General features: G+C 64.2%; 19 protein-coding genes. 12 read left to right on the top strand and 7 right to left on the bottom strand.

Annotation, left to right across the window (positions count from 1 at the left end; genetic code table 11):
* The first annotated feature begins 384 nt into the window (after positions 1 to 384).
* The 5 genes from ACEN9G_RS18810 (at position 385) to moeA (ending at position 8,545) form a co-directional block, all read left to right on the top strand.
* A complete protein-coding gene (locus ACEN9G_RS18810; protein WP_483126840.1) occupies positions 385 to 3,564 on the top strand; it encodes an Rne/Rng family ribonuclease in 3,180 nt (1,059 codons plus the stop codon).
* 254 nt (positions 3,565 to 3,818) lie between these two features.
* On the top strand, positions 3,819 to 4,187 hold the full coding sequence (locus tag ACEN9G_RS18805) for a VOC family protein (protein WP_413346216.1): 369 nt from the start codon (positions 3,819 to 3,821) through the stop codon (positions 4,185 to 4,187).
* 10 nt (positions 4,188 to 4,197) lie between these two features.
* Positions 4,198 to 5,559 carry a chromate efflux transporter gene (chrA, locus tag ACEN9G_RS18800; RefSeq protein WP_483126839.1) on the top strand — a complete coding sequence of 454 codons (1,362 nt, stop codon included), beginning with the start codon at positions 4,198 to 4,200 and terminating at the stop codon, positions 5,557 to 5,559.
* Entirely contained in the window at positions 5,552 to 6,670 is a 1,119-nt protein-coding gene (gene moaA, locus ACEN9G_RS18795) for a GTP 3',8-cyclase MoaA (RefSeq protein WP_413341296.1), read from the top strand. Before chrA ends, moaA begins: the two co-directional genes overlap by 8 nt.
* A gap of 6 nt (positions 6,671 to 6,676) precedes the next feature.
* A complete protein-coding gene (gene moeA / locus ACEN9G_RS18790; protein WP_413341294.1) occupies positions 6,677 to 8,545 on the top strand; it encodes a molybdopterin molybdotransferase MoeA in 1,869 nt (622 codons plus the stop codon).
* A gap of 30 nt (positions 8,546 to 8,575) precedes the next feature.
* On the opposite strand, the gene ACEN9G_RS18785 is transcribed toward moeA, so the two are convergent.
* From ACEN9G_RS18785 to ACEN9G_RS18755, 7 genes are all read right to left on the bottom strand, one after another.
* Positions 8,576 to 9,568 (bottom strand): LysR family transcriptional regulator, encoded by a 993-nt coding sequence (locus ACEN9G_RS18785; protein ID WP_413341292.1) that lies wholly within the window; start codon positions 9,566 to 9,568, stop codon positions 8,576 to 8,578.
* On the bottom strand, positions 9,510 to 10,667 hold the full coding sequence (locus ACEN9G_RS18780) for an HPP family protein (RefSeq protein ID WP_413341290.1): 1,158 nt from the start codon (positions 10,665 to 10,667) through the stop codon (positions 9,510 to 9,512). The genes ACEN9G_RS18785 and ACEN9G_RS18780 overlap by 59 nt, the downstream gene beginning before the upstream one ends.
* Before the next feature lie 39 nt (positions 10,668 to 10,706).
* Positions 10,707 to 11,870: a cyclopropane fatty acyl phospholipid synthase gene (gene cfa / locus ACEN9G_RS18775; protein WP_413341289.1), complete on the bottom strand. Its 1,164-nt coding sequence runs from the start codon at positions 11,868 to 11,870 to the stop codon at positions 10,707 to 10,709.
* Positions 11,871 to 12,088: 218 nt separating this feature from the next.
* Positions 12,089 to 13,414: a DNA recombination protein RmuC gene (locus ACEN9G_RS18770; RefSeq protein WP_413341287.1), complete on the bottom strand. Its 1,326-nt coding sequence runs from the start codon at positions 13,412 to 13,414 to the stop codon at positions 12,089 to 12,091.
* Position 13,415: 1 nt separating this feature from the next.
* Complete coding sequence (locus tag ACEN9G_RS18765) at positions 13,416 to 13,844, bottom strand: group II truncated hemoglobin (protein WP_413341285.1); 429 nt, start codon at positions 13,842 to 13,844, stop codon at positions 13,416 to 13,418.
* Positions 13,845 to 13,881: 37 nt separating this feature from the next.
* A complete protein-coding gene (locus tag ACEN9G_RS18760) occupies positions 13,882 to 16,413 on the bottom strand; it encodes an ABC transporter permease (RefSeq protein ID WP_483126838.1) in 2,532 nt (843 codons plus the stop codon).
* Positions 16,414 to 16,418: 5 nt separating this feature from the next.
* Positions 16,419 to 17,435: an adenosine deaminase gene (locus ACEN9G_RS18755; RefSeq protein WP_413338369.1), complete on the bottom strand. Its 1,017-nt coding sequence runs from the start codon at positions 17,433 to 17,435 to the stop codon at positions 16,419 to 16,421.
* A gap of 743 nt (positions 17,436 to 18,178) precedes the next feature.
* On the opposite strand from ACEN9G_RS18755, the gene ACEN9G_RS18750 reads away from it, so the two are divergent.
* The 7 genes from ACEN9G_RS18750 to ACEN9G_RS18720 all read left to right on the top strand — a co-directional run bounded on the left by ACEN9G_RS18750 (position 18,179) and on the right by ACEN9G_RS18720 (position 26,360).
* Positions 18,179 to 20,101: a PrkA family serine protein kinase gene (locus tag ACEN9G_RS18750; RefSeq protein ID WP_036233941.1), complete on the top strand. Its 1,923-nt coding sequence runs from the start codon at positions 18,179 to 18,181 to the stop codon at positions 20,099 to 20,101.
* Between the two features lie 255 nt (positions 20,102 to 20,356).
* The gene (locus ACEN9G_RS18745) at positions 20,357 to 21,628 is read left to right on the top strand and encodes a YeaH/YhbH family protein (RefSeq protein ID WP_413338370.1); all 1,272 of its coding nucleotides are present in this window, start codon (positions 20,357 to 20,359) and stop codon (positions 21,626 to 21,628) included.
* An 11-nt stretch (positions 21,629 to 21,639) separates the two neighbouring features.
* Positions 21,640 to 23,166 (top strand): SpoVR family protein, encoded by a 1,527-nt coding sequence (locus ACEN9G_RS18740; RefSeq protein ID WP_025511494.1) that lies wholly within the window; start codon positions 21,640 to 21,642, stop codon positions 23,164 to 23,166.
* Positions 23,167 to 23,735: 569 nt separating this feature from the next.
* Positions 23,736 to 24,398, top strand: a complete 663-nt coding sequence (locus ACEN9G_RS18735) for an energy transducer TonB (protein ID WP_056136155.1) — start codon at positions 23,736 to 23,738, stop codon at positions 24,396 to 24,398.
* 84 nt (positions 24,399 to 24,482) lie between these two features.
* Positions 24,483 to 25,415, top strand: coding sequence for a MotA/TolQ/ExbB proton channel family protein (locus ACEN9G_RS18730; protein ID WP_413338373.1), 933 nt, complete (start codon positions 24,483 to 24,485; stop codon positions 25,413 to 25,415).
* A gap of 3 nt (positions 25,416 to 25,418) precedes the next feature.
* Positions 25,419 to 25,847, top strand: a complete 429-nt coding sequence (locus tag ACEN9G_RS18725) for an ExbD/TolR family protein (protein ID WP_371767846.1) — start codon at positions 25,419 to 25,421, stop codon at positions 25,845 to 25,847.
* Positions 25,848 to 25,928: 81 nt separating this feature from the next.
* A complete protein-coding gene (locus ACEN9G_RS18720) occupies positions 25,929 to 26,360 on the top strand; it encodes an ExbD/TolR family protein (protein WP_200948779.1) in 432 nt (143 codons plus the stop codon).
* The last annotated feature ends 20 nt before the right edge of the window (positions 26,361 to 26,380 follow it).

Here is a 26,380-nt window from a genome sequence, read left to right as displayed (position 1 = left end):
CGTCGTGAGCTGTAGCAGTGTTGTTGGAGACAGTCATCCGGGAAGATCAAGCAGGTGCGCAGCACGCACTGCGGTCTTCACGCCCCGGAGCGCCCGTTTCGGCAGCACCCTTCGGCTCCCCGGCATGCGCGCCCACTGAAGATCTGGCTGTGTCGCACCGCTTGCCTGCCCCTGTGCCGCCCCGATCGGGCCGCCCGGGCCGGCGAGGACGCTCGTGCGCGAGGCAATGTCGTTCGACGCCACTGCGCCCTGTGGCCGGCAATGCCGTGCCACACCCCGGGCATACCACCGCCAACACTCCCTTCACCGCGTACATCCCTGTACTTTCGCCGCTCTTGCATAAAGACGGCATGAAACGGCCCACGGGTCGCGGAGTTTATAAAAATGAAACGTATGTTGTTTAACGCTACCCAGCAGGAGGAGCTGCGCGTAGCGATCGTCGATGGCCAGAAACTGATCGACATCGATATCGAGACCGCCGGTCGCGAACAGCGAAAGTCGAACATCTACAAAGGCGTCATCACCCGCATCGAACCCTCTCTTGAAGCCTGTTTCGTCAGCTACGGCGAAGAGCGCCACGGTTTCCTCCCCTTCAAAGAAGTTGCCCGCTCCTATTTCCGCGACGGCGTCGACGTCCGCAATTGCACGATCAAGGAAGCCCTGCGCGAAGGCCAGGAAATCATGGTCCAGGTCGAAAAGGAAGAACGCGGCAACAAGGGCGCGGCCCTGACCTCGTTCATTTCGCTGGCCGGCCGCTACCTCGTCCTGATGCCGAACAATCCGCGCGGCGGCGGCGTGTCGCGCCGCGTCGAAGGCGAGGAGCGCCAGGAACTGCGCGAGACGATGGACAAGCTGGACCTGCCGCAAGGCATGTCGGTCATCGCCCGCACCGCCGGCATCGGCCGCAACGTCGAAGAACTCCAGTGGGACTTGAATTACCTGATGCAGCTGTGGCGCGCGATCGAAGGCGCCGGCAAGTCGGCTCCGGGTCCGTTCCTGATCTATCAAGAATCGTCGCTGGTCATCCGCGCGATCCGCGACTACTTCCAGCCCGACATCGGCGAAGTCCTGATCGACACCGACGAGATCTTCGACCAGGCCCAGCAGTTCATGAGCCACGTGATGCCCGACATGGCGCACCGCGTGAAGCGCTACACGGACGACGTGCCGCTGTTCTCCCGCTTCCAGATCGAACACCAGATCGAGACCGCGTACTCGCGTACCGTCCCGCTGCCGTCCGGCGGCGCGATCGTGATCGACCACACCGAGGCCCTCGTCTCCATCGATGTCAACTCGGCCCGCGCCACCCGCGGCTCGGACATCGAGACCACCGCGTTCAACACGAACCTGGAAGCGGCCGACGAAGTGGCCCGCCAGCTGCGCCTGCGCGACCTGGGCGGCCTGATCGTCATCGACTTCATCGACATGGAAGTCGCCAAGAACCAGCGCGAAGTGGAACAGCGCCTGAAGGATGCCCTGCACCACGACCGTGCACGCGTCCAGATGGGCAAGATCTCCCGCTTCGGCCTGATGGAACTGTCGCGCCAGCGCCTGCGTCCGTCGCTGTCGGAAGGTTCGCACGTGACCTGCCCGCGCTGCTCGGGCACCGGCCACATCCGCGATACCGAATCGTCCGCCCTGCAGGTGCTGCGCATCATCCAGGAAGAGGCGATGAAGGAAAACTCGGCCGCGATCCACGTCCAGGTCCCGGTCGACGTCGCCGCTTTCCTGCTGAACGAAAAGCGCGGCGAAGTCCTCAAGATCGAGACGCGCCACCGCATCACGGTCATCCTGGTTCCGAACAAGCACCTGGAAACCCCGCACTACAAGCTCGAGCGCATCAAGCACGACGATCCGCGCCTGGACGACGACGCCGCCAGCTACACGATGGCCGAGTCGGCCGACACCGACATGGCGTTCGCCAAGCGCCAGAAGGAAGAAGCCAAGCCGCGCCAGGAAGCCGTCGTCAAGACGATCACCCCGGCCCAGCCGGCACCGATGGTCGACCGCCAGCCGGCCAAGCCGGTCGAGGCACCCGCCCCGGCACCTGCCGCCGCGCCCGCCGCTGCCGCCTGGACGCCGCCGGCCCAGGAAGGTTTCCTGGCCAAGCTGCGCAACTTCTTCTTCGGCCGTCCGGCCCCAATCGCGCCGCCGCCCGCACCGGTCGCCCCGCCCAAGCCCGCTGAAGCGGCACCGGCCGCCGGCGAACGCGGCGAGCGTGGCAACCGTGGCCAGCGCAATGCCCGCGGCGGCCGCAACGCCACCGCCGGCGGCAATGGACGCAACCGCGCCGAGCGCGAGGAACGCGATGCGAACGCCGCCGTGGAAGGCGCCAAGCCGGTCGAGGCCGAAGGCAAGCCGGCACGTCCGCCGCGCCAGCCGCGTCAACCGCGCGAAGCCCGCGAGCCGCGCGAACAGGCCGCCGTCACGGCGGATGCACAACCGCAGGCCCCGCGCGCGGAACGCGGCGAGCGTCCGGAGCGTGGCGAACGTCCGGAACGCGCACCGCGCCAGCCGCGCCCGCCGCGTGAAGGTGCCGAGCGTACGGAACGCACCGAACGCGCCGAGCGCGCCCCGGTGGAAGCCAAGACCGAGGAGCTGAACGCGGCCCAGGCCGTGGCGGCCCAGGCGGCCATCACGCTGGCCGGCGAGCCGGAGATCCCGGAAGCACTGAAGCCGGTGACGGCGAACGTGGCGGAAGCGACCGCAGGCCCGGATGGCGAGGAACTGGACACCGACGCGCACGGCGACGAGCCGCGCCGCCGTCGCCGTCGCGGCGGCCGTAACCGCAACCGTCGCGACCGCGACCAGGTCGAGGGCGCCGAGCAGGACGTCGTCGAAGGCGAAGCCCCGGCTTTCACGCCGGTGGCCGACGAAGAAGCCGCCAAGGTCCAGGCCGAAGCGAAGGCCGCGAAAGCCAAGCCTGAAGCCAAACCCGCCAAGGCGGTTGCCCTGGGTCCGTGGCCGTTCCCGACCTCGGAATCGGTCAAGGCTGCAGCAGTGAAAGCCGCGGCCGAGAAGGCCGCTGCCGAGCAGGCGGAAGCTGCCCGCGTCCATGCCGAGCAGGCCGCTGCCGCTGCGGCTGCGGCTGCGCAGGCTGCTGCACCGGCCGAGCCCGTCGTCGAGGCGGCGCCGGCCGCCCAGACGCCGTGGCCGTTCCCGACGTCCGAGTCGGTTGCCGCTGCCGTGGCCGACAAGGCCGAGGCCGATGTTGCCGCCCAGCCGGTCGAAACGCCTGTCGAAGCCCCGGCCGCTGCGCCCGCTCCGGCTCCGGCTCCGGCTCCGGCTCCGGCGCCAGCGCCTGCCGAGACTGAACAGCCTGTCGTCGCGCAAGCGGCACCGGTTGCCGCCGTCGCACCGGCCTCCGTGGCTGCCGCGCCGGCCGACCTGAACGAGGTGCTGGAGAAGGCCGGCCTGACGCTGGCGTCGACGGATCCGGCAAAGCTGCGCGCCGCCCAGGAAGCGGCCGCGCAGGCGGAGCCGCCGGCACGTCCGCGCCGCACGCGCAAGCCGGCGCCGCCGCCGGTCAACGAGCCGCTGATCCAGGTGGATACGCGTCAATAAACGCGTTGCCCTGACAAAAAGGAAGCCTGCGGGCTTCCTTTTTTTATACCTGTGCTACGATGACCGCGTCGAAAAAGGCAGGACCGTTTTTGGTAAGCCCGGTCCCTTCGCGCGCCATGCGCAGAAGCTCTGTTCCATGCGTGCGCGCATGAGTACCCGCGACGAACCGTCCGGCGCCATTGCGCTTAACGGGTTCGTGCGCGCATGCCCTCAGCGGCGGATCGTTCCGTACGAGCCCATCATCGGAGCACGTCATGCAACTGAATCACCTCGACCTTCCCGTCCCCGACGTCGCGGCCACCGCCGCCTTCTTCACCACCCATTTCGGCTTCCGCCTGGTCGACACGCGCGGCAATAACGGCTTCGCCCTGCTGCTGGGCGAAGGCGGAGTCGCGCTCGTCCTCACGCGGCGCCGCACGGAAGGCGCGCAGGACTATCCAGACAACTTCCATATCGGCTTCCTCGTCGACTCCGACGCGGCCGTGCACGCCGCCCACGCGCGCCTGGAGGCGGCGGGCGTGACGGACCTGCCGCCCGTGTCGCTCCAGCGCGGGGCGACGCTATTCTACGTTCACGCGCCGGGCGGCATCCTGGTGGAAGTGAGTCATCGCCCACCCGCGTGATGCGTGTAAGATGGGCAACTCATCCATTCGTTCGCCCACCACCTTGTCCGCCCCGCCCGCTCCCGTTTCCTTCCGCACCGCCCTGCGCTACTGGCTCAAGCTGGGTTTCATCAGCTTCGGCGGCCCGGCCGGGCAGATCGCCATGATGCATGCCGAGCTCGTCGAACGCCGCCGCTGGATTTCCGAGCGGCGGTTCCTGCATGCGCTGAATTACTGCATGCTGCTGCCGGGACCGGAAGCGACGCAGCTGGCCATCTACATCGGCTGGCTGCTGCACCGCGTGCCGGGCGGGATCGCGGCCGGGGTGCTGTTCGTGCTGCCGTCGCTGGTCGTCCTGATCGCGCTGTCGTGGATCTACATGACGTGGGGCCAGGTGCCCGCCATCGCCGGGATCATGGCGGGCATCAAGCCGGCCGTCGTCGCGATCGTGCTGGCGGCCGCGTGGCGCATCGGCAGCCGGACGCTTCGCAATGGCTTGCTGGTCGGCGTCGCGCTCGCCGCGTTCATCGGCATCGACCTGCTGGGCGTGCCGTTCCCCCTGATCGTGCTCGGCGCGGCCGTGGTGGGGTTCGTCGGCGGCCGGTTGCGGCCCGCGCTGTTCGACCCGGGCAGCGCCCACGCCACTGCAGCCGGCGGCGCCCCGCATCCGGCGGCACTGATCGACGACACGACGCCGACGCCAGCCCACGCGCGCTTCACCTGGCGGCGCCTGGCGACCGTCGGCGTGGCCGGCTGCGCGCTCGGACTGGCTGGCTGGGCGGGACTGGCCCTCGTCTACGGACCGGACGGCGAACTGCCGCGCATGGGCGCGTTCTTCGGCAAGATGGCGCTGCTGACGTTCGGCGGCGCGTATGCCGTGCTGCCCTACGTCGTGCAGCACGCCGTCGAACAGTATCACTGGCTCGACGCCGGCCAGATGATCGACGGCCTCGCGCTGGGCGAGACGACGCCCGGGCCCCTGATCATGATCGTCGCGTTCGTCGGCTTCGTCGGCGGCTGGACCCATGCGCTGTTCGGATCGGACGCCCGCTTCCTGGCCGGCATGGTCGCGGCTTGTGTGGTGACGTTCTTCACGTTTTTACCGTCATTCGTGTTCATCCTCGCCGGCGGACCGCTGGTCGAGTCCACGCGCGGCGACGTGCGGCTGACAGCGCCGCTGACGGCGATCTCGGCGGCCGTCGTCGGCGTCATCGCGAGCCTGGCCGTGTTCTTCGGCGCCCACGTCTTCCTCGACCACGGCGCGCCGCGCTGGGACGCGATCGCCATCGGCACGGCCGCCGCGGTGGCGTTATTGCGCTACAGAACCGGGACGATCAAGACCATCCTCGCCTGCGCCCTGGCCGGCCTTCTGCTATCGTATTGGCATGGCTGAAAAAATCATCATGGTGGCCGACGCGCGCGCGCCCGCGCTGGCCGTCCCCGACACGCTGGAGACACCGACCGGCCTGCTCGCCGACGCCCTCGGGCGGCCCCTGCACGACCTGCGCATCTCCGTCACGGACCGTTGCAACTTCCGCTGCGTGTACTGCATGCCGAAGGAAGTCTTCGACAAGGATTACGCCTACCTGCCCCACGCGGCGCTGCTCAATTTCGAAGAGATCGCGCGCGTGGCGCGGCTGTTCGTGGCCCATGGCGTCGAAAAGATCCGCCTGACGGGCGGCGAGCCGCTGCTGCGCAAGAACCTGGAGCGCCTGGTCGAACAGCTGCGCGCCATCGAGACGCCGTCCGGCCGCCCGCTCGACCTCACGCTCACGACCAACGGCTCGCTGCTGGCGCGCAAGGCGCAGACCTTGAAGGACGCGGGCCTGGACCGCGTGACCGTCTCGCTCGACGCCATCGACGACGCGGTGTTCAAGCGCATGAACGACGTCGACTTCGCCGTGGCCGATGTCCTGGCCGGCATCGACGCCGCCCACGCCGCCGGCCTTGGCCCCATCAAGGTCAACATGGTCGTCAAGGGCGGCATGAACGACGGCCAGATCCTGCCGATGGCGCGCCACTTCAAGGGCACGCCGGCGATCCTGCGCTTCATCGAATACATGGACGTGGGCGCGTCGAACGGCTGGAACATGACGGAAGTCGTGCCGTCGAGCGAAGTCGTGCGCCGCATCTCGGCCGAGATGCCGCTCGAACCGATCGGCGCCAACTACGCGGGCGAGACGGCGCAGCGCTGGCGCTATGTCGACGGCGGGGGCGAAGTCGGCATGATCTCCAGCGTCACGCAGGCGTTCTGCCACGACTGTTCGCGCATCCGCCTGTCCACCGAGGGCAAGCTGTACACGTGTTTGTTCGCGACGCGCGGCCACGACCTGCGCGAGCTGCTGCGCGGCGGGCGCACGGACCAGGAGATGCAGACGGCCATCGCCCGGCTCTGGCGCGCGCGCGCCGACCGCTATTCCGAAACGCGCACCGTCAACACGGCGGGCCTTTCCCCGCGGGCGGCCAGCGCACAGAAAATCGAAATGTCCTACATCGGCGGATAAAAAAACATGAACAAGGAATCCATCAGCGGCCTGATCCTGGCCGGCGGCCGCGGCACGCGCATGGGCCACGTCGACAAGGGCCTGCAGCCCTTCGGCGGCACGACCATGGCCGCGCACGTGCTGGCGCGCCTCGAACCGCAGGTGGCCACGGTCGCCATCAACGCCAACCGCAACCTCGATACGTATGCCGCGTACGGCGTAGCGGTCTGGCCGGACGATACGCCGGACTACGCGGGTCCGCTCGCCGGCCTGCAGGCAGGCTTGCGCCGCTGCGCGACGACTTACCTGCTCACGGCGCCGTGCGATTCGCCGTTCCTGCCGGCCGACCTCGCGGAGCGCCTGCACGAGGGCCTGCGCGCGGCCGGTGCCGATCTCGCCGTCGCCGTCACCGAAGAAAACGGCCGGCGCCAGGTGCATCCCGTGTTCTGCCTGCTGAAGGCCGGCCTGGAGCCCGTGCTGTCGGCCTACCTCGATCGCGGCGGGCGGCGCATGGACGGCTGGTACCCGCAGATCAAGGTCACCGAGGTGCTGTTCGACGACGCCGACGCCTTCCGCAACATCAACACGCTCGACGAATTGCGCGAACTCGAACCCTTGAAAGTGCCGCGCCTGGCCGACGTGGTGAGCTGCCTGTCCGCATACGACCCGGACGCCCTGCCCGTGCGCGACGCCCAGCGCATCATCCGCGAATTCGTCACGCCCGTGCGCGCGACGGAGATGGTGGCGCTGCGCGCCGCGCTGGGCCGCGTGCTCGCGGCCGACATCATTTCTCCGATCAACGTGCCGGCCCACGACAACTCGGCGATGGACGGCTACGCGCTGCGCGGATCGGACCTCTCGGCCGACGCGCCCGCGCGCCTGCGGGTGATCGGCACCGCGTACGCCGGCCGCGCATTCGACGGCAGCCCGCAAGCGGGCGAATGCGTGCGCATCATGACGGGTGGCGTCATGCCGGCCGGCTGCGACAGCGTCGTGCCGCAGGAATTCGTCAGCGTCGAGGGCGACACGATGGTCATCGCACCCGGCACCATCCGCACGGGCGACAACCGCCGCCTGGCCGGCGAAGACCTGAAGGCCGGCAGCGCCGCGCTGCGCGCCGGCAAGATCGTGCGTCCGGCCGACCTCGGGCTGCTCGCGTCGCTGGGCGTGGCGGAAGTCCCCGTGCGGCGCCGCCTGCGCGTGGCATTCTTCTCGACCGGCGACGAGCTGCGCTCGATCGGCCAGCCGCTGGACGAAGGCTGCGTCTACGACAGCAACCGCTACACGATCTACGGCATGCTGCAGCGCCTGGGCTGCGACCTGATCGACATGGGCGTCGTGCGCGACGATCCGCAGGCGCTCGAACAGGCGTTGCGCGACGCGTGCGAGAACGCGGACGCCATCATCACCTCCGGCGGCGTCTCCGTCGGCGCGGCCGACTACACGAAGCAGATCATGGCGCGCCTGGGCGACGTGACGTTCTGGAAGATCGGCATGCGCCCGGGCCGCCCGCTGGCCTTCGGCCGCATCGCCTCGAACGGCCGCAGCGCCTTCCTGTTCGGGCTGCCGGGCAATCCGGTGGCGGTGATGGTGTCGTTCTACTTCTTCGCGCGCGAGGCGCTGCTGCGCATGATGGGGGCCGAGGCGCCACTGGAACTGGTGCGCGCCCGCTCGGCCGCGATGATCCGCAAGAAACCGGGCCGCACGGAATACCAGCGCGGCATCCTGGCCCGCGGCGCGGATGGCCAGCCGGCCGTCGCGATCACGGGGGCGCAGGGGTCGGGGATCCTGCGGTCGATGTCGGAGGCGAATTGCATGGTGGTGCTGCACGATGAGCAAGGCACGGTGCAGGCTGGCGACATGGTCGACGTGTTGTTGTTCGAGGGCCTGATTTGACTGTCACGTGCCCACGGCGCTCATCCGAAGTCATTTAAGCGCGTCCGCCTTGACGCATGATTTCGCTTGCGACAGTTGCGGGCGCGCCGCGATCGCATGCCCTTGGCCGGAGCGCTCCGGTACCGCTGCGGCGATGCGCAGCCCGGCGACGGCACGTTCCATTGTCCTGTTGTCGCGCTGCGCAGCGTACACGGCATAGGCGGAGTGGGAGAATTCCGGTGCATCGCTGACGCGGTGCACCAGTCCAGCTTCCAGCAAGGGCTTTGCCGCGCCGATGCGGAAATAACCGGCGCCGCCGACCGTCAACAGGTAGGTCAGGGCCAGGGGCCCCAGCGACATGTAGATGGGCGGGCTATTCAATTCGGGAAAGGCAGCCTGGTGGTTCGCCGCGAAGTTGGGTCCCCAATCGACATAGATGTACTGGTCGGGATACATCCCCTGCCCTGGATCCGAGGTAATCATGATCAGCTTTTCCTCAACCAGCAGTTCCGTGACCAGTCCAGGACGCTGCGGTGGATTGTAGAGCAGGGCGATATCCAGTGCGCCGTCTTTCACCTGGTCGAGCAGATGCGTGGGCTGGCCCACTTCGGCGCGCAGCGCGATCTTGGGGCAGTGCCGGCGCATCCAGATCAGCCAGTCGGCAAGCAGCGGGTTCCAAAGGCTCAGTTCGCCGCCAACGCTGATGCCGTCTTCTCGTCCTGGTGGCAGGGCAGCCTGCTGGCGGGCTCGCTCCCAGATTTGCACCATGTTCGTGGCATGTCGTATGAAATGCTCGCCGGCCAGCGTCAGCCGGGTACCGGCCTTGCTGCGTGCGAACAGGCGTCGTCCCAGTTGCTGCTCCAGCGTACGGATGCGCGCGCTGATCGCGGTCTGTGACACGTGCATGCGTTCGGCTGCAGCGATGAAACTTCCACTTTCCGCGGCTGCGAGAAACGTGCGGGCAAGATTGATGTCCATGTTGAGATTACGCTGGATGTTCGACCGGCATCGCAATCGGCGCGGCAGGGCGAGGCGGATCGACATCGCTTATTGGTTGCTGGTGCAGGCCTCTGACCAGGTTGGCCTGCGTGATCATGCCGGCGAACTTGCCGGCGGCATCGATGACGGGAAGGTGATGGTGCCCGAAACTGGCGAACATCGGAACGAGGTCGGCAACCAGCTGGGACGCGCGCACCGTCTTGACGGGGACGCTCATGATGTCGCCGACCTGCCGGGCGTCGGTGTTGTCCATGAAAGGCGGAAGCGCGCCGTGGCGTATGAAGTCCATTTGCGTGACGATGCCCACCACCGAGCGCTCGTCGTCGAGCACCGGCAGCGCCTTGATCTTGTGGTGCACGAGTATCGCCCATGCACTGCTGACGCTGACGGTCGGCGCCACGGCCAGGACGCCGGTCGTCATGACACGCGCGCAGTCGAGTTTGTCCATCCGGCGGCGATAAGCCCGCACTTCGACGTCGCCGAGGACCGCCTCGAGGTCGCCGACATCGATGTCCAGCATTTCGTTGCGCGCCATGAGCACCGCTTCGAGGTCGGCGCGTGTAAACGGCGCCTTCTCGTCGTTCGTTGGCGCGCGCCTGGCCCGTGCCCGGTGCGGATAACGATGCCCCGTCATGCGGTGGTAGACGATCGCACTTGCAAGCAGGACCAGGGAGTTCAGGCCGATCGGCAGCACCGCGAACCGGTAGCCGAGGGCGTGGATCGCCGGGCCGCCCAACACGGCCGTCAGCGCAACCGCGCCGGATGGAGGGTGAAAGCAGCGCAGGGGAAACATCAGGGCGATCGAGAGTCCCACGGCCAGCGCGGACGCCGCCAGAGGCATGTCGATCCAGCGCGCGCATGTCACGCCCAACAGCGCCGCGATCAGGTTCCCGCCGACCAGCGACCAGGGCTGGGCCAGTGGACTGGCAGGCATGCCGAAGAGCAGGACTGCGGAGGCGCCCATTGGCGCCACGAGCAGCGGCAAATCGGACGATGAATGCCCCAACGCGAGGCTCGTCACGGCGCCGGTGATCAGGATGCCGATCAGGGCGCCGAAACAGCTGCGCAGGCGTTCGCGCGCACCGATCTGGTTGGAGGAAGGCAGGAAGCTGTAAAAAAAATGAGTCAATCTTGGCAAAATCATGATCTATGGCGGGCGGGTTGGGAAGTGCGGCGCGAGGCGTCAGCTGACACGCGAATAGCCGCCGGGCACGCCTTCCTTCGACAACACCCATTGCCAGAGCTGCAGGTCGCGCGCGCGGAATGCGCCGGCGCACGATAGCAGGTAATACCGCCACATCCGATAGAACCGCTGGCCCAGCCGGTCGGCGAAACGCGGCCATGCCGTTTCGAAGTTCTCATGCCAGGCCATCAGCGTCCTGTCGTAGTCCGCCCCGAAGTTATGCACGTCCTCGGCGATGAAGAGGCCTTCGATGGCATCGCTGATGTGTCCCAGCGACGGCAGTTCGCCGTTCGGGAAGATATACTTGTCGATCCACGGATCCGAGATGCCGTGACGGTGGTTGCGGCCTATCGTGTGAAGCAGGAACAGGCCCCCGTCGTACAGGCACCGGTGTGCCACCTGCATGTAAGTACGGTAGTTCTTGTGCCCCACGTGCTCGAACATCCCGATACTGACGATGCGGTCGAAGCGCTCGTTCACCGTGCGGTAATCCTGCAGTCTGAAGTCGAGTTTGGCGTCGGGGTAGCGCTCCCGTGCATAGTTCGCCTGTTCCGCCGAAATCGTCACGCCGACGCATTCCACCTTGTAGCGTTCGGTCGCGTAGCGCATGAAGCTGCCCCAGCCGCAGCCAATATCGAGGACCCGCATGCCCGGTTCCAGTTGCAGCTTCTTGCAGACGAGTTCCAGTTTCGCTTCCTGGGCGTCGGCCAGATTGGCCGCGTCCTTCCAGTAGCCGCAGGTGTACGTCATGCGCGGGTCCAGCATGGCAGCGTAGAAGTCGTTTCCCAGATCGTAATGAACTTCGCCTACCTGCCAGGCGCGACGCAAGGTCTGCCGATTGAGCAGGCCGGCGACAACACGATTGAGCGTCAGGCCGATCGGATTAACGTCGTCCTCCACGCGCGCTGCAAGCAGGCGGCAAAAAAATTCGTCGAGCTGTTCGGCATCCCAGTCGCCGTCCATGTATGCTTCGCCCAATCCCAGGTTGCCCCGCAAAAAAGCGCGCTTGAGGACGCCGGAACGATGAATCCGCATGTCCCATGGCGCGCTGCCGTCGAGGCGCACATTGGCCTTCGCAAGAAGAGACTTCGCACGGGGGTAAAAGAAGGACTGACGGTTTGCCGCGATGGAAGAGGAAAGACAGGCGTCTGCAGCTCTATTCATTTTCGCAAGTAACTAGTTCAAGAAGCTAACAGTATGGCGTCCGTTCGAGCATGTGAATAACGAATAATAATTTGATTAAAAGCAAAAATTTTGCACTCAGGTTGACTGAGAAGCTGTCGACGTTGCTTTGTCAGTGGACTCGATGAGGTCCCGGTCCCACCAGGCGACCAGGAAACTTCCGGTACGGGTGGGCACGGGGTTGCAACAATGTCCGCGGTTCAATCGTCGGCGTCGACGCTCGACGTGCCCAACATCAGTTGCGCCGCCTCGCTCGGCAACGCCTCCACCGACTTGAGCTTGCGCGCCATCTGCCGGCTGCGCACCTCGGCGCTTTCGATGTTCTTCGCGGCGCGTTCCAGCGTGAGCTTGGTCTGCGCCAGCACGTCGCCGAACTTGCCGAATTCCGTCTTCACGGCGCCCAGCACCTGCCACACTTCCGACGAGCGTTTTTCCAGCGCCAGCGTGCGGAAGCCCATTTGAAGGCTGTTGAGCAGCGCCGCCAGCGTCGACGGCCCCGCGATCGTCACGCGCAAGGTGCGCTGCAGGTCGTCGGCCAGGCCCGGGCGGCGCATCACTTCCGCGTACAGGCCCTCGGTCGGCAGGAACAGGATGGCGAAATCCGTCGTCGCCGGCGGGGCCACGTATTTTTCGCAGATGGTCTTCGCTTCGCCGCGCACGGCGCGTTCCAGTTCCGCGCCCGAGCGCGCGACACCGTCGGCATCGCCCTGCTCGGCCGCTTCCAGCAGGCGTTCGTACTGCTCCTTGGGGAACTTGGCGTCGATGGGCAGCCACAGCGGAGGACCGCCGTCGATTGAGCCCGGCAGCTTGATCGCGAATTCCACGCGCGCGTTCGACCCGCGCACGGTCTCGACGTTTTTCGCGTACTGGTCGACCGTGAGGATCTGCTCGAGCAGCATCTCCAGCTGCACCTCGCCCCACGTGCCGCGCGTCTTCACGTTGACGAGCACGCGTTTCAGGTCGCCCACGCCGACGGCCAGCTGCTGCATCTCGCCCAGGCCCTGGTGCACCTTTTCCAGCCGGTCGGACACTTGCCGGAACGATTCCGTGAGGCGCGTCTCCAGCGTCGCGTGCAGCTTTTCGTCGACGGTCTGGCGCATCTCTTCCAGGCGCCTGGCGTTATCGTTCTGCAGGTCGCGGATCTTGGCCTCGAGCGTCGCGCGGATCTCCAGCATGCGCTGCGCGTTCGATTCCGTCAGGTTCGCGAGCGCGCCGTTCAGCGTGTCGGAAAAACGCTTGAGCGCGCGCGCCTGTTCCTCGCGCCCGCCCTGCGAATTCAACTGGATCTGCTGGCGCATGCCGTCCAGCTGCTGCACGGTGGCGGCCTGGTTCTGCGCGAGATGCGCGGCCAGTTCCTGGCGCGTGGACTGGGCGCTGGTCTGCAATTCCTGGCGCAGCTCGCGCTCCAGGCGTTCGAAGGCGTGGCGCTCGTCGCCGCCGCGGCGCGCGCGGCTCAAGAGAACGACCTGCAGGCCGAGCACGACCAGCAGCGCCACGGCGAGCACGATGAATTCAAGCGTTGGCATATTAATGCGGACGGTTCCGCATCCAGTCGGCGGTCTGGTAAAACGACTGCATCAGCGCGAGGCGCAATTCGTAGTCGTAGCCGAGATCTTCCAGCGCCATCGCCATGCAGCGCAGCCACTGGTCGCGCTCGGACGTGCCGATGGCGAACGGCAGGTGGCGCGCGCGCAGCATCGGGTGGCCGTAGCGTTCGATGAAGAGGTTCGGCCCGCCCATCCAGCCGGACAGGAACATGAACAGCTTCTCGCGCGAGCCGTCGTTGGGGACGGGGTGCATCGCGTGGATGCCGGCGAAATCCGGCTCCAGTTGCATCAGGTCGTAGAAACGGTCGACCAGTTCGCGCAGGCGGGTTTCGCCGCCGATGATCTCGTACAGGCTGCGCGTCTCTTCCTGCGCGTCCTGGGACTCTTGGGGTGCGTTGGTATCGGACATCCGTCCATGATAGCGCAACGCACGCACCACTGGAACGTCAAGCTTCCCTGAGTGTCTGCAACGGTGGCTGCCGCAACACATTGCGCAGGCCGAGCCAGCCGCCGACGAGCGCGCACACGGCGCCCACGACCAGTCCCGCGCCCCACACGGTCGGATCGAACGTCCACGGGAACTTGAACTGGTACCTGGCCAACGCCCAGCCCAGCGCCGCCGCGCCCGATGCCGCCAGCAACCCGGACAGGCCGCCGACCAGCATGAACTCGATACGCTGCGCCTGCGCCAGCTGGCCGCGCGTGGCGCCCAGCGCGCGCAGCAGGCCCGCTTCGCGGGTGCGCTCGGCCTGCGATCCCATCAGCGCCGCGTACAGCACCAGCACGCCCGAGGCCAGCGTGAACATGAACAGGAATTCCACCGCCACGACGACCTGGTCCAGCACTTCCTGCACCTGCCGGATGATCCCGCTGACGTCGATGACGGTGAGATTCGGCCACGCGCGCGTCAGCGTGTTGGCCAGGCCGATGCCGCGCGCGGCCAGGTGGAATGCCGTCATGTACGTCGTCGGCGCATCCTTCATCGCGGCCGGGTTGATGATGACGAAGAAGTTCGCCCGCATCGATCCCCATTCCAGCTTGCGCAGGCTCGTGATCTGCGCGTCGACGATCTGGCCGCCCATGTCGAAGCGCATCGTGTCGCCCAGCTTCAGGCGCAGCGTGTTCGCGAGGCCCTGCTCGACCGAGGCTTCGGCCACGCCCGGCGCATCGCGGTACCAGCGGCCCGCCACGATCTCGTTCGTCGCCGGCAGGTCCGCCGTCGAGGACAGGTTGAATTCACGCTCCGCGAGGCCTTTCGCCCGCTCGTCCGTGTACGTGGTCGCGGTCACCGCGTTGCCGTTCACGGCGACGAGCCGGCCGCGGATCATCGGATACAAGGTCGGGTCGGGCACGCCGGCCGCGCGGAGCGTGCGGGCGACGCCGTCGCGCTGGTCGGGCTGGATGTTGATGATGAAGCGGTTCGGCGCATCGGGCGGCGTCGCCATGCGCCACGCGGACATCAGGTCGCCGCGCACGACGGTCAGCACGAGCAGCGCCATCAGGCCCAGCGACAGCGACACGATCTGCACGACCGTCGCGCCGGGCCGCCGTTGCAGCGACGTGATGGCGAAGCGCCACGCCTGGTGGCGGAACGCGCCGCGCAGGCGGCGCAGCGACAGCAGCGCGAGCCAGCCGACGAGCGCGAACAGGCCGAACGCGCCGACGAATCCGCCGGCCGTGAGCAGCGCGAGCTGCAGGTCGCCGGCCTGCCACAGCAGCAGCCCGACGAAGACGGCCGCGCCGAAGCCGTACGTGGCCAGAGCGAGCGGCTTCGGTGCCGCCTGCTCGCGCCGGATCACGCGGTTGTGCGGCACGTTGCGCAGCTGGAGCACAGGCGGCAGCGCGAAGCCCACGAGCAGCAGCATGCCGGTGGCGATGCCCTGCAGCGCGGGCAGCAGCGACACGGGCGGCAGCTCGGTGGGAACCAGGCCTTTCACCATCTCGAGCAGCACGAAGTGCGCGCCGAAGCCGACCAGCACCCCGAGCACGCTGCCCGCGAGGCCGACGATGACGAATTCGATGAGGAACAGCGCGCCGACCTCGTTCTGCGTCATGCCGAGGCAGCGCAGCATCGCGCAGGCGTCGAGGTGGCGCTGCATGAAGCGGCGCGCGGCCATCGCGACGGCCACCGCGGCCAGCATTGCCGACAGCAGGCCGACGAGCGACAGGAAGCGCTCGGCGCGGTCGATCGTCGAGCGCATTTCGGGACGGCCGTTTTCCAGCGTCTCGATGCGCACGCCGCGCACGTTGTCCGCCGCGATCCGGCCGCGCAGCCAGCGCTCGTAGCCGGCGATCGCGGCCTGGTCGTTCGGCGACTTCGCCGCCACCTGCATGCGGTACGTGACGCGCGCATAGTTGTCGACGAGGCCAGTCGCTTTCAGGTCGGACAGCGCCAGCATCACGCGCGGCGCGAAATTGGCGAACGAGGCGCCGCGGTCCGGCTCCGACGCGATCAGGCGCGCGACCTTGAAAGGCTTGTCGCCGAGCTGGATCGTCGAGCCGACCTTGATCCGCAGCGGCGGCAGCAGGTTGACGTCGACCCATACCGTGCCCGGCGCGGGGGTGTCGTGCGTGATGTCGCCGAGGGCTTCGCTCGCATCGAGCGTGCTCGTCGTCACGCGCATGGCGCCGCGCAGCGGATAGGTCGTCGACACGGCCTTCACCGACGCCAGCAGCGCCTGCGACGCATCGCCCTGCCCGGACTGCGCCATGCTGGGGAACGTCACCGTGTCGGCCAGCAGCAGGCCGCGCCGCGCCGCCTCGTCGCGCCAGTCCTGGCGCAGCGGCTGGTCGGCGTTGACGAGCAGGTCGGCGCCCAGCAGCTGGCGCGCGTCGCGGTTCAAGCCCGCGCGCATGCGGTCGACGAAGAAGCCGACGGCCGCCAGCGCCGACACGGCGACCACCAGCGCCACCAGCAGGAACCGCAATTCGCCGGCACGCCAGTCGCGTGCGGTCATGCGCAGGGATTGGATCAGCATGGCGGTTACGCGGCCTGTGCGGCGTCGAAGAAGGCGTCCACTTCGGCCAGGTACGCGCGCTTGCGCTCGGGCTCGAGGAAGGCGGCGGCGAAGCTGTTCTTCGCCAGTTGGCGCGCGTGATTCACGCCGAGCGGCAGTGCGTCGAACGCGGCCAGGTAATTGTCGTTGATATAGCCGCCGAAATAGGCCGGGTCGTCGGAATTCACGGTGGCGGCGAGGCCTTCGTCGAGCAGGCGGCGCAGGTTGCTGTCGCCCATCACGTCGAACACGCGCAGCTTGATGTTCGACAGCGGACACACGGTCAGTGCCATCTGTTCGCGCACCAGGCGCGCCGTCAGGTTGGCATCCTCGAGGCAGCGCACACCGTGGTCGATGCGCTCCACGTTGAGCACATCGAGCGCACTCTCGATGTACGCCGGCGGCCCTTCCTCGCCCGCGTGCGCGACGAGGTGCAGGCCGAGGTTGCGGGCGCGCTCGAACACGCGCGCGAATTTTTCCGGCGGGTGGCCCACCTCGGACGAGTCGAGGCCCACGCCGATGATCTTGTCGCGGAACGGCAGCGCTTCTTCCAGCGTGGCAATGGCTTCTTCCTCGGACAGGTGGCGCAGGAAGCACATGATCAGGGTGGCGCTGATCGGCCCGTCCTGGCAGGCGCGCCAGATGCCGTCGACGACGGTCTGGAACGGCGCGCCGCGCGCCGTGTGGGTCTGCGGGTCGAAGAAGATCTCCGCATGGCGGACGTTGTCCGCGGCGGCACGGTGCAAGTAGGCCATCGTCATGTCATAAAAGTCCTGCTCGGTCAGCAGAACACTTGCGCCTGCGTAATATATATCCAGGAACGACTGTAGATCGGTGAAAGCGTACGCTTGACGCAACGCTTCGACCGATGCATACGGAAGAGACACACCATTTCTTTGCGCGAGCTCAAAAATCAGCTCGGGCTCGAGCGAGCCTTCGATGTGGATGTGCAATTCTGCTTTCGGCATCGCCTGCAACATATGGCGCAGCTGTTCGTTCAGCATGGGATCTCCGCGTTGAATCGGTGGAATGGAATCAGGCAGCCAGTGTAGCGCATCGATGCAAGCCTCTCATTTCACTGAAGAATTCCTGATATGTCCGTACACGATACGCGTGCGCCACTGCTTAGCAAGATGGTGCACTATTTACTTAACGATTAATAAACATGATCGTGGCTGACGGGATCAAAAGTCTTGGTTGGAAACCATGTCCGAAATACCAAAAAAGGTGTAAAGGCGTGGTTCGCAATGATCTTAAAAAAGGTTATTCCCTTATTCGTTACAAGGACTTGGAAAGGCCGGGTACACGTGCACGACACTGTTTTGACTTCGAGAACTAATAGGCAGATAATAAATTTCATAAGCGTAAGAAGACGCTCTCAGCGGGCGCTAACAAACCGGCGAGGGGTCTCGCCACCAGCCTGGATCCACAACGGCGGGTACCACGAGGCCCCGGTCAAAACCGGATGAGAACAAGAACATCGCCCTTCGTTTTGTGTCAGATCTTCTGACCTCCAAATCCAGACGGCGACCCCAACAAGAACGCTTTGGGGGGATCTCGAAAACCGTCGCGAGCGGCAGCAGTTTTGTTCGAGAAGCGCAGCTGTACGCTGGTACAGCGAGCATCGCAGGACAAAAATGCAACGCGCAGCAGGTTTTCGACGTCCCACCTGCCAAGACCGGGCTTGGGCGGCAATCTCAGTCAGCCGCCAGACGTGATCAGTGTTAGCACATTAGAGGACATTCACATGACCATTTTTGATAACTACGCAGCCCGCTATGAGCGTACCCGGGAAGAGGAATACTCCCTGTCTGAGTACCTTCAGCTTTGCAAAAAAGATCCCCTGACTTACGCCAGCGCTCCCGAGCGCATGCTGGCCGCAATCGGCGAACCCACCCTGGTCGACACCCGCCTCGACCCGCGCCTGTCGCGCATCTTCGCCAACAAGGTCATCAAGGTATATCCCGCATTCCGCGAGTTCTACGGCATGGAGGAAGTGATCGAACAGGTCGTTTCCTATTTCCGCCATGCGGCCCAGGGCCTGGAAGAGCGCAAGCAGATTCTTTATCTGCTGGGACCGGTCGGTGGCGGTAAATCGTCGATCGCGGAAAAACTCAAGCACCTGATGGAACAGGTGCCGTTCTACGCGCTGAAAGGCTCGCCGGTGAACGAATCGCCGCTCGGCCTGTTCAACGAGGACGAGGACGGCGCCATCCTCGAAGAGGACTACGGCATCCCGCGCCGCTTCCTGCGTGCGGTCCCGAGCCCGTGGGCAGTCAAGCGCCTGCATGAATACGGCGGCGACATCAGCAAGTTCCGCGTTGTCAAACGCTATCCGTCCATCCTGAAGCAGATCGCGATCTCGAAGACGGAGCCGGGCGACGAAAACAACCAGGACATTTCCTCGCTGGTCGGCAAGGTCGACATCCGCAAGCTGGAAGACTATGCCCAGGACGATCCGGACGCCTACAGCTACTCGGGCGGCCTGTGCCTGGCGAACCAGGGCCTGATGGAATTCGTCGAGATGTTCAAGGCGCCCATCAAGGTCCTGCACCCGCTGCTGACGGCCACGCAGGAAGGCAACTACAAGGGCACCGAAGGCTTCGGCGCGATCCCGTTCGAAGGCATCATCCTGGCGCACTCGAACGAATCCGAGTGGAAGACCTTCCGCAACAACCGCAACAACGAGGCATTCCTCGACCGTATCTATATCGTCAAGGTGCCGTACTGCCTGCGCGTGTCGGACGAGGTCAAGATCTACGACAAGCTGCTGCGCAATTCCTCGCTCGACAAGGCCCCCTGCGCCCCGGGCACGCTGCGCATGATGGCCCAGTTCGCGATCCTGTCGCGCCTGAAGGACCCGGAAAACTCGAGCATCTATTCGAAGATGCTGGTGTACGACGGCGAGAACCTGAAGGACACCGATCCGAAGGCCAAGTCGCTGCACGAATATGTCGACTACGCCGGCGTGGACGAAGGCATGAACGGCCTGTCGACCCGCTTCGCGTTCAAGATCCTGTCCAAGGTCTTCAACTTCGACAACACCGAAGTGGCGGCGAACCCGGTGCACCTGCTGTACGTGCTGGAGCAGCAGATCGAGCGCGAGCAGTTCCCGGGCGAGACCGAGCAGCGCTACATGTCCTATATCAAGGAACACCTGGCGAACCGCTACGTCGACTTCATCGGCAAGGAGATCCAGACGGCCTACCTGGAAAGCTATTCCGAGTATGGCCAGAACATCTTCGACCGCTACGTCACGTTTGCCGACTTCTGGATCCAGGACCAGGAATTCCGCGATCCGGACACGGGCGAAAGCTTCGACCGCGAAACGTTGAACGCCGAGCTCGAGAAGATCGAGAAACCGGCCGGCATTTCGAACCCGAAGGATTTCCGCAACGAAATCGTCAACTTCGCGCTGCGCGCGCGGGCGACGAACGGCGGCAAGAATCCTGCGTGGACCAGCTATGAGAAGTTCCGCACCGTGATCGAGAAGAAAATGTTCTCGAATACCGAGGAACTGCTCCCGGTGATTTCGTTCAACGCGAAAGCCAGCGCGGAAGATGCAACCAAGCATGCCGACTTCGTGGCCCGTATGGTCGAAAAAGGCTATACGCCCAAGCAGGTCCGCCTCCTGTGCGAGTGGTACCTTCGTGTAAGAAAGTCTTCGTAAAGCATGGGGGGCTCGATAAACCTACTGCGCGTCGCCTGGGCGGCCTGCGATGCTCACCGTACCGAAGGTACGGCTGCGCTTCTCGGCCACCCATGCTTCCGCTCGCTACGGTTTCTCGAGCCCCGTGAAGCATAACGGTATGCACACTTGCGGCCCACCAAATCCGTAACACCCAAACACGTTACGGCGCGGCGAGTTAAGATAAGGGACCGGGAAGGAATCCGGCCCGCCGCGACTTTCAGCAGGAGGCCTGTTTTGACTTACCTCATCGACCGACGCTTGCAGGGCAAGAACAAGTCTGCGGTCAACCGCGAACGCTTCTTGCGCCGCTATAAGGCGCAAATCAAGGATGCGGTGGGCCGGGCGATCAAGGGTCGCTCGATCACCGACGTAGAGAATGGCGAGAAGGTCTCGATTCCCGTCAAGGACGTGAGCGAGCCGCATTTCGGACACGCCCATGGCGGCGTGTGGGAGACCGTCAACCCCGGCAACACGGAATACCAGAAAGGCGACACGATCAACCGCCCCCGCGGCGGTGGCGGCGGCGCCGGACGCGGCCGTGCGGGCAACAGCGAGCAGACGACCGAAGACGATTTCATCTTCGAGCTGTCCCGCGAAGAATTCATGAATTACTTCTTCGAAGACCTCGAGCTGCCGAACATGGTCAAGACGCAGTTGACCCAGGTCGTCGAATACAAGAACCAGCGCGCCGGCTACAACATCTCCGGCACGCCGTCGAATATCCACGTGCTGCGCTCCCTGCGCGGCGCGCTCGGCCGGCGCATCGCGGTGGGCGGTCCGTCCCGCAAGCAGTTGACGGCGCTCGAGCACCAGTTGCGCGACCTGCGCGAACAGGGTGCGGAGGACGACGATCCGCAGGTGATCGAACTGAAGCACAAGATCCACCACCTGCACACGCGCCTGCTGGCGATCCCGTTCATCGACCCGATCGACCTGCGCTACAGCAACCGCATCAAGATCCCGAAACCGTCCACGGCAGCCGTCATGTTCTGCATCATGGACGTGTCCGGATCGATGGATGAAAGCCGCAAGGACACCGCCAAGCGCTTCTTCATCCTGCTGTACCTGTTCCTCAAGCGGGTCTACGAACATATCGACGTCGTCTTCATCCGCCACCACACGGCGGCGGCCGAGGTCGACGAAAACGAGTTCTTCCACTCGCGCGAATCGGGCGGCACGGTCGTGTCGTCGGCGCTGCACCTGCTGAACAAGGTCATCACGGAACGCTACAGCAACGGCGACTGGAACAGCTACGTGGCCCAGGCCTCGGACGGCGACAACTGGGACAACGACTCCGTGCTGTGCAAGCAGATCCTGACAAACGCAATCATGCCCATGGTCCAGTACTACACGTATGTCGAGATCACCGACGGCCCGCCCCAGAACCTGTGGGAGCAGTACGCCGAGGTGGCGGCCGATCACCAGAACTTCGCCATGCAGAAGATCGTGACGCCGGCGGACATCTATCCGGTGTTCCGCGAATTGTTCAAGAAGCAGCCCAAGTAGCGAGGCCCGCTATGCCAAGAGATCCCAACAACCCGCGCGCCCTGCCCGAGCAGTCGGAATGGACGTTCGACCTGATCGAACAGGCGCACGAGGAAATCCGCCGGGTGGCCAGGAAGTTCGGCCTGGACACCTATCCCAATCAGCTCGAGATCATCACGGCCGAACAGATGATGGACGCGTACACGTCCGTCGGCATGCCCGTCTCGTACAACCACTGGTCGTTCGGCAAGCATTTCCTGACGACGGAAAAGAGTTATAAACGGGGCCAGATGGGCCTCGCCTACGAAATCGTCATCAACTCGAATCCCTGCATCGCCTATCTGATGGAGGAAAACAGCCTGACGATGCAGGCGCTCGTGATCGCGCACGCGGCGTATGGCCACAATTCCTTCTTTAAAGGCAATTACCTGTTCCGAACCTGGACCGATGCCGACGCCATCGTCGACTACATGGTCTTTGCGAAGAACTATATCGCCGAGTGCGAACAGCGGCACGGCATCGACGCCGTCGAGGAATTGCTCGATTCCTGCCACGCGATCCAGAACTATGGCGTGGACCGGTACAAACGGCCGGCCAAGCTGTCGGTCGCACAGGAAGCGGCGCGCCAGAAAGAGCGCGAGGAATACATGCAGTCGCAGGTCAACGAGCTGTGGCGCACCTTGCCGCGGCGCGAGGAACAGATCAAGGACCAGCCGCCGCCCCGCTTCCCGCCCGAGCCCGAGGAAAACCTCCTCTACTTTATCGAGAAGTACGCCCCGCTGCTCGAACCGTGGCAGCGCGAGCTCGTGCGGATCACGCGCAAGATCTCGCAGTATTTCTACCCGCAGCGCCAGACCCAGGTCATGAACGAAGGCTGGGCGACCTTCTGGCACTACACGATCCTGCAGGAGCTCTATAAAGAAGGGATCGTCGGCGACGGGTTCATGCTGGAATTCCTGCAGAGCCATACGAACGTCGTCTACCAGCCACCGGCCACGAGCCCCTATTACAATGGCATTAACCCGTATGCCCTCGGGTTTGCGATGATGACGGACATCAAGCGCATCTGCGAAGAGCCGACGGACGAGGACAAGGCCTGGTTCCCGGACATCGCGGGCAGCGACTGGCTCAAGACGCTCGACTTTGCGATGCGCAATTTCAAGGACGAGAGCTTCATCGCCCAGTACCTGTCGCCCAAGCTGATCCGGGAATTCCACTTCTTCGCCGTGCTGGACGACGACCGCAGCGACAAGCTGACGATTTCGGCCATCCACGACGAGGCCGGATACCGCTACGTCCGCCAGCAGCTTGCCGATCAGTACAATATCGGCAATCGCGAGCCGAACATCCAGGTCTGGCAAGTCAACACGCGGGACGACCGTGCGCTGACGCTGCGTCACACCCAGTTCCAGCGCCGCCCCCTGAACCAGCAGGCGCATGAGGTCCTGAAGCACGTCGCACGGCTGTGGGGCTTCGATGTGCGCCTCGAGACCGTTGACCCATCCGGGCGTGTCGTGAGCAGTCTGGAGTGCCGTCGCGAGAAGCGCGCGCGTTACTGACCTTCCGGCCCGCGCTACTCGGCGCGGGCATTTTTTCTTCCATCCTGTTGACATCATCTTCCCCTTGTGATGTAGTTCAACTAACATCTGACGTGGTGAATGAGCCATATCAAGTGCCTGTATCGACATAAGGACTTGTTATGACTGGCCCCTTTTATCCAGGGTCAAAACCGCTTCAACAGTACGCCCTCTCGCTTGGAACTTCGATATAGTTGGCAGAAACGCCATGATTCTTTCTTATGATATTTGCTGAGCTGCAAAATAGACATGGAAAATTCGGTGTTTTGAGGGCAGCAGCCTTATCTTCCACACATTATGAAAGGGGTCCGCTCAACATTGCAAAACAACTAACTTCCACCTCCATCGGCATACCCGCGCCCCTTCTTTATTGATCACTTTCTTTGCCTGTTTTTACAGACAAATAGGCTCTCTTTGAGGGCGTAAAAATGTATGTGCAAAAAAGAATTCGTAGGTATAATTCGCCGATGTCCCGGATGCGGCTCTTAGCTTTTTGTCGTGTTTTGTGGGTTTAGTAGCAACAAAAAAAGGTTGGTATTGGAGAAAGCAGGATGAATTTTTCGCATGAGAAGAACCCCGGGAAGAATTTGACTGGTATCGCCGTTGTCATCGTCTTGCACCTGGTCGTTGCTTACGGGATCGTTACTGGTCTCGGCAAACGCATGGTCAGCAAGATGGCCGAGGCAGTGGAGACCAAGATCATTGAAGACGTAAAACCGCCGCCACCTCCGGAGACGCCGCCCCCGCCGCCGCCGCCGGAAATGAAGGCGCCGCCTCCGCCGTTCATCCCGCCGGTGGAAGTGCAAGTGCAAACCCCGCCGCCGCAGCAAAATGTGATCGCTAACACGACGCAGGCGAAACCGGCGACGAACGAAATCGTGAAGGCACCGCCGGCGCCTCCGACACCGGCACCGGTAGCCAAGCCGGCCGGTCCGGCCCGCACCCCGGCAGTCGCAGACTTCAATACGTGCTCGAAGCCGGAATATCCGAAGTCGTCGCTGCGTAACGAAGAAACGGGTGTGTCGACCATCTCGTTCCTGATTGGTTCGGACGGTGGTGTGAAGGATTCCAAGGTCACGAAGTCCAGCGGCTTCCGCGACCTGGATAAGGCTGCTCAGGTGGCACTGGGCAAGTGCCGGTTCAAGCCGGCAACTGAGAACGGCCAGGCCATCGAGTCCTGGCAGCCGGTTCAGTACGTCTGGACGCTGGAATAACCAGAGACAGCGTATCGTCTCAAAAGCATGATTTTCGTTGTTATTAGTTCAGCGAACTGTTCATTTTAAATTTTTGGAGGAAGCATGTTTAAGAATACCCGTTTGTCCGCTACCGTAGCGGCTCTCCTGTTCTCGGTCACTGCGGCATCGGCACTGGTGTCCGCTCCGGCCTTCGCCGACGCTCCGGCCTCGGCAGCAGCGAGCGCACCGGCAGCGGCACCGGCGGCTGACGCAGCAGCACCGGCAGCCGACGCTGCCGCTTCGGCACCGGCAGCGGCTCCGGCAGCTGGCGGCGAAGCCAAGAAAGAAGAAGTCGAGAACCCGTTCGGTATCCAGGCTGTGTGGGAAGGCGGCGTCGTCTCGCGTATGACCCTGATCATCCTGGCCATCATGTCGATGGGTTCCTGGTACATCATCGTCACCAAGCTGCTGGACCAGATGAAGATCTTCAAGCAGTCGAAGGAAACCAACCAGAAATTCTGGAAAGCACCGTCGATCGCTGCCGGCTCGGCTCAACTGACCGATGGCTCGCCGTTCCGCTTCATCGCTGAAACCGGCACCAAGGCAACCCAGCACCACGACGGCGCCCTGCTCGAGCAGATCGACCTGTCGACCTGGGTGACCATGCAGATCCAGCGCGCCGTGGACAAAGTCCAGTCGCGTCTGCAGGATGGCCTGTCGTTCCTGGCAACCGTCGGCTCGACCTCGCCGTTCATCGGTCTGTTCGGTACCGTCTGGGGTATCTACAACGCACTGACCAACATCGGTATGACCGGTAACGCGTCGATCGACAAAGTGGCAGGTCCGGTGGGTGAAGCACTGATCATGACCGCATTCGGTCTGTTCGTTGCAGTTCCGGCCGTTCTGGGCTACAACTGGCTGGTCCGTCGTAACAAGACCGCAATGGAAGACGTCCGTTCGTTCAGCGCAGACGTGCACTCGGTCCTGATCTCGGGCGCAATGCACACCTCCGAAGCTGCACGTGCTCAAGGCGCCGCTGCTAAAAAGGTTGGCTAAACCATGGGCATGAGTGTTGGCTCCGATAGCGGAGATGAAGATGCAGTGATGTCAGAGATCAACACCACGCCCCTCGTGGACGTGATGCTGGTTCTCCTGATCATCTTCCTGATCACCAGCCCGGTTGTCCTCCACCTGCAGAAGATTAACCTGCCGATCGAGACCAACCAGGTTGTCAAAACCACGCCGGAAGACGTGAACATCGTCGTCAACAAAGATGGCGAGATGTACTGGAACCAGAAGCACCTGGCCAACACCGACGAACTGTTCGATTTCCTGGCCAAGGAATCGGTGAAAGTGCCCCAGCCGGAAGTGAAGATTCGTGGCGACCAGCAAACGCGCTACGAATTCATCGGCAAGGTGTTGTACACGGCCCAGCGTGCCGGGATTCAGAAGGTCGGTTTCATCACCGAACCGCCTGATAAGGGCTGATCCACCAGGACGCAACCCGCCAGCGTGATAGCGGTTTCGACCGCTGTCACGCTGGTTTCCCAAGATTTGAAAGGAAACACCATGGGTATGAACGTTGGTTCGTCCGGAGCTAAAGGAGCAGATCCGGAACCGATGATGGAAATGAACATGACGCCGCTGATCGACGTCATGCTGGTGCTGATCATCATGATGATCATCACCATTCCAAAGCAAAACCATTCGGTTAACTTGAACATGCCGGTTGGCAATCCGCCGCCGCCGACCAAGGAACCGGTAGTGATCACGATCGACGTGGACTTCGACGGTACCGTCCTCTGGGACAACCAGCCCGTCCCGGATCGTGCCACCCTGGAAGCGAAGCTCGCCAATGTGGCAGCCCAAGCTGATCAGCCGGAAGTGCATCTGCGTCCGAACAAGCTGGTCGAGTACAAGGTTGTCGCTGGCGTGATGGCATCGGCCCAGCGTCTTGGTGTCACCAAGATCGGTATGGTCGGTAACGAACAGTTCCAGTAATCGCTTTGGCTATAATGAAC

The sequence above is a fragment of the Massilia sp. Masssp94 genome (assembly GCF_059491305.1).
The sequence above is the reverse complement of the archived record's forward strand: the minus strand, read 5'-3'. Positions and strand labels throughout refer to the sequence as shown.

Coding starts and splice junctions, on each gene's coding strand:
- ACEN9G_RS18810 (WP_483126840.1), top strand. CDS start 385: ATGAAACGTATGTTGTTTAACGCTACCCAGCAGGAGGAGCTGCGCGTA.
- ACEN9G_RS18805 (WP_413346216.1), top strand. CDS start 3,819: ATGCAACTGAATCACCTCGACCTTCCCGTCCCCGACGTCGCGGCCACC.
- chrA (WP_483126839.1), top strand. CDS start 4,198: ATGGGCAACTCATCCATTCGTTCGCCCACCACCTTGTCCGCCCCGCCC.
- moaA (WP_413341296.1), top strand. CDS start 5,552: ATGGCTGAAAAAATCATCATGGTGGCCGACGCGCGCGCGCCCGCGCTG.
- moeA (WP_413341294.1), top strand. CDS start 6,677: ATGAACAAGGAATCCATCAGCGGCCTGATCCTGGCCGGCGGCCGCGGC.
- ACEN9G_RS18785 (WP_413341292.1), bottom strand. CDS start 9,568: ATGTCGATCCGCCTCGCCCTGCCGCGCCGATTGCGATGCCGGTCGAAC.
- ACEN9G_RS18780 (WP_413341290.1), bottom strand. CDS start 10,667: ATGATTTTGCCAAGATTGACTCATTTTTTTTACAGCTTCCTGCCTTCC.
- cfa (WP_413341289.1), bottom strand. CDS start 11,870: ATGAATAGAGCTGCAGACGCCTGTCTTTCCTCTTCCATCGCGGCAAAC.
- ACEN9G_RS18770 (WP_413341287.1), bottom strand. CDS start 13,414: ATGCCAACGCTTGAATTCATCGTGCTCGCCGTGGCGCTGCTGGTCGTG.
- ACEN9G_RS18765 (WP_413341285.1), bottom strand. CDS start 13,844: ATGTCCGATACCAACGCACCCCAAGAGTCCCAGGACGCGCAGGAAGAG.
- ACEN9G_RS18760 (WP_483126838.1), bottom strand. CDS start 16,413: ATGCTGATCCAATCCCTGCGCATGACCGCACGCGACTGGCGTGCCGGC.
- ACEN9G_RS18755 (WP_413338369.1), bottom strand. CDS start 17,435: ATGCTGAACGAACAGCTGCGCCATATGTTGCAGGCGATGCCGAAAGCA.
- ACEN9G_RS18750 (WP_036233941.1), top strand. CDS start 18,179: ATGACCATTTTTGATAACTACGCAGCCCGCTATGAGCGTACCCGGGAA.
- ACEN9G_RS18740 (WP_025511494.1), top strand. CDS start 21,640: ATGCCAAGAGATCCCAACAACCCGCGCGCCCTGCCCGAGCAGTCGGAA.
- ACEN9G_RS18735 (WP_056136155.1), top strand. CDS start 23,736: ATGAATTTTTCGCATGAGAAGAACCCCGGGAAGAATTTGACTGGTATC.
- ACEN9G_RS18730 (WP_413338373.1), top strand. CDS start 24,483: ATGTTTAAGAATACCCGTTTGTCCGCTACCGTAGCGGCTCTCCTGTTC.
- ACEN9G_RS18725 (WP_371767846.1), top strand. CDS start 25,419: ATGGGCATGAGTGTTGGCTCCGATAGCGGAGATGAAGATGCAGTGATG.
- ACEN9G_RS18720 (WP_200948779.1), top strand. CDS start 25,929: ATGGGTATGAACGTTGGTTCGTCCGGAGCTAAAGGAGCAGATCCGGAA.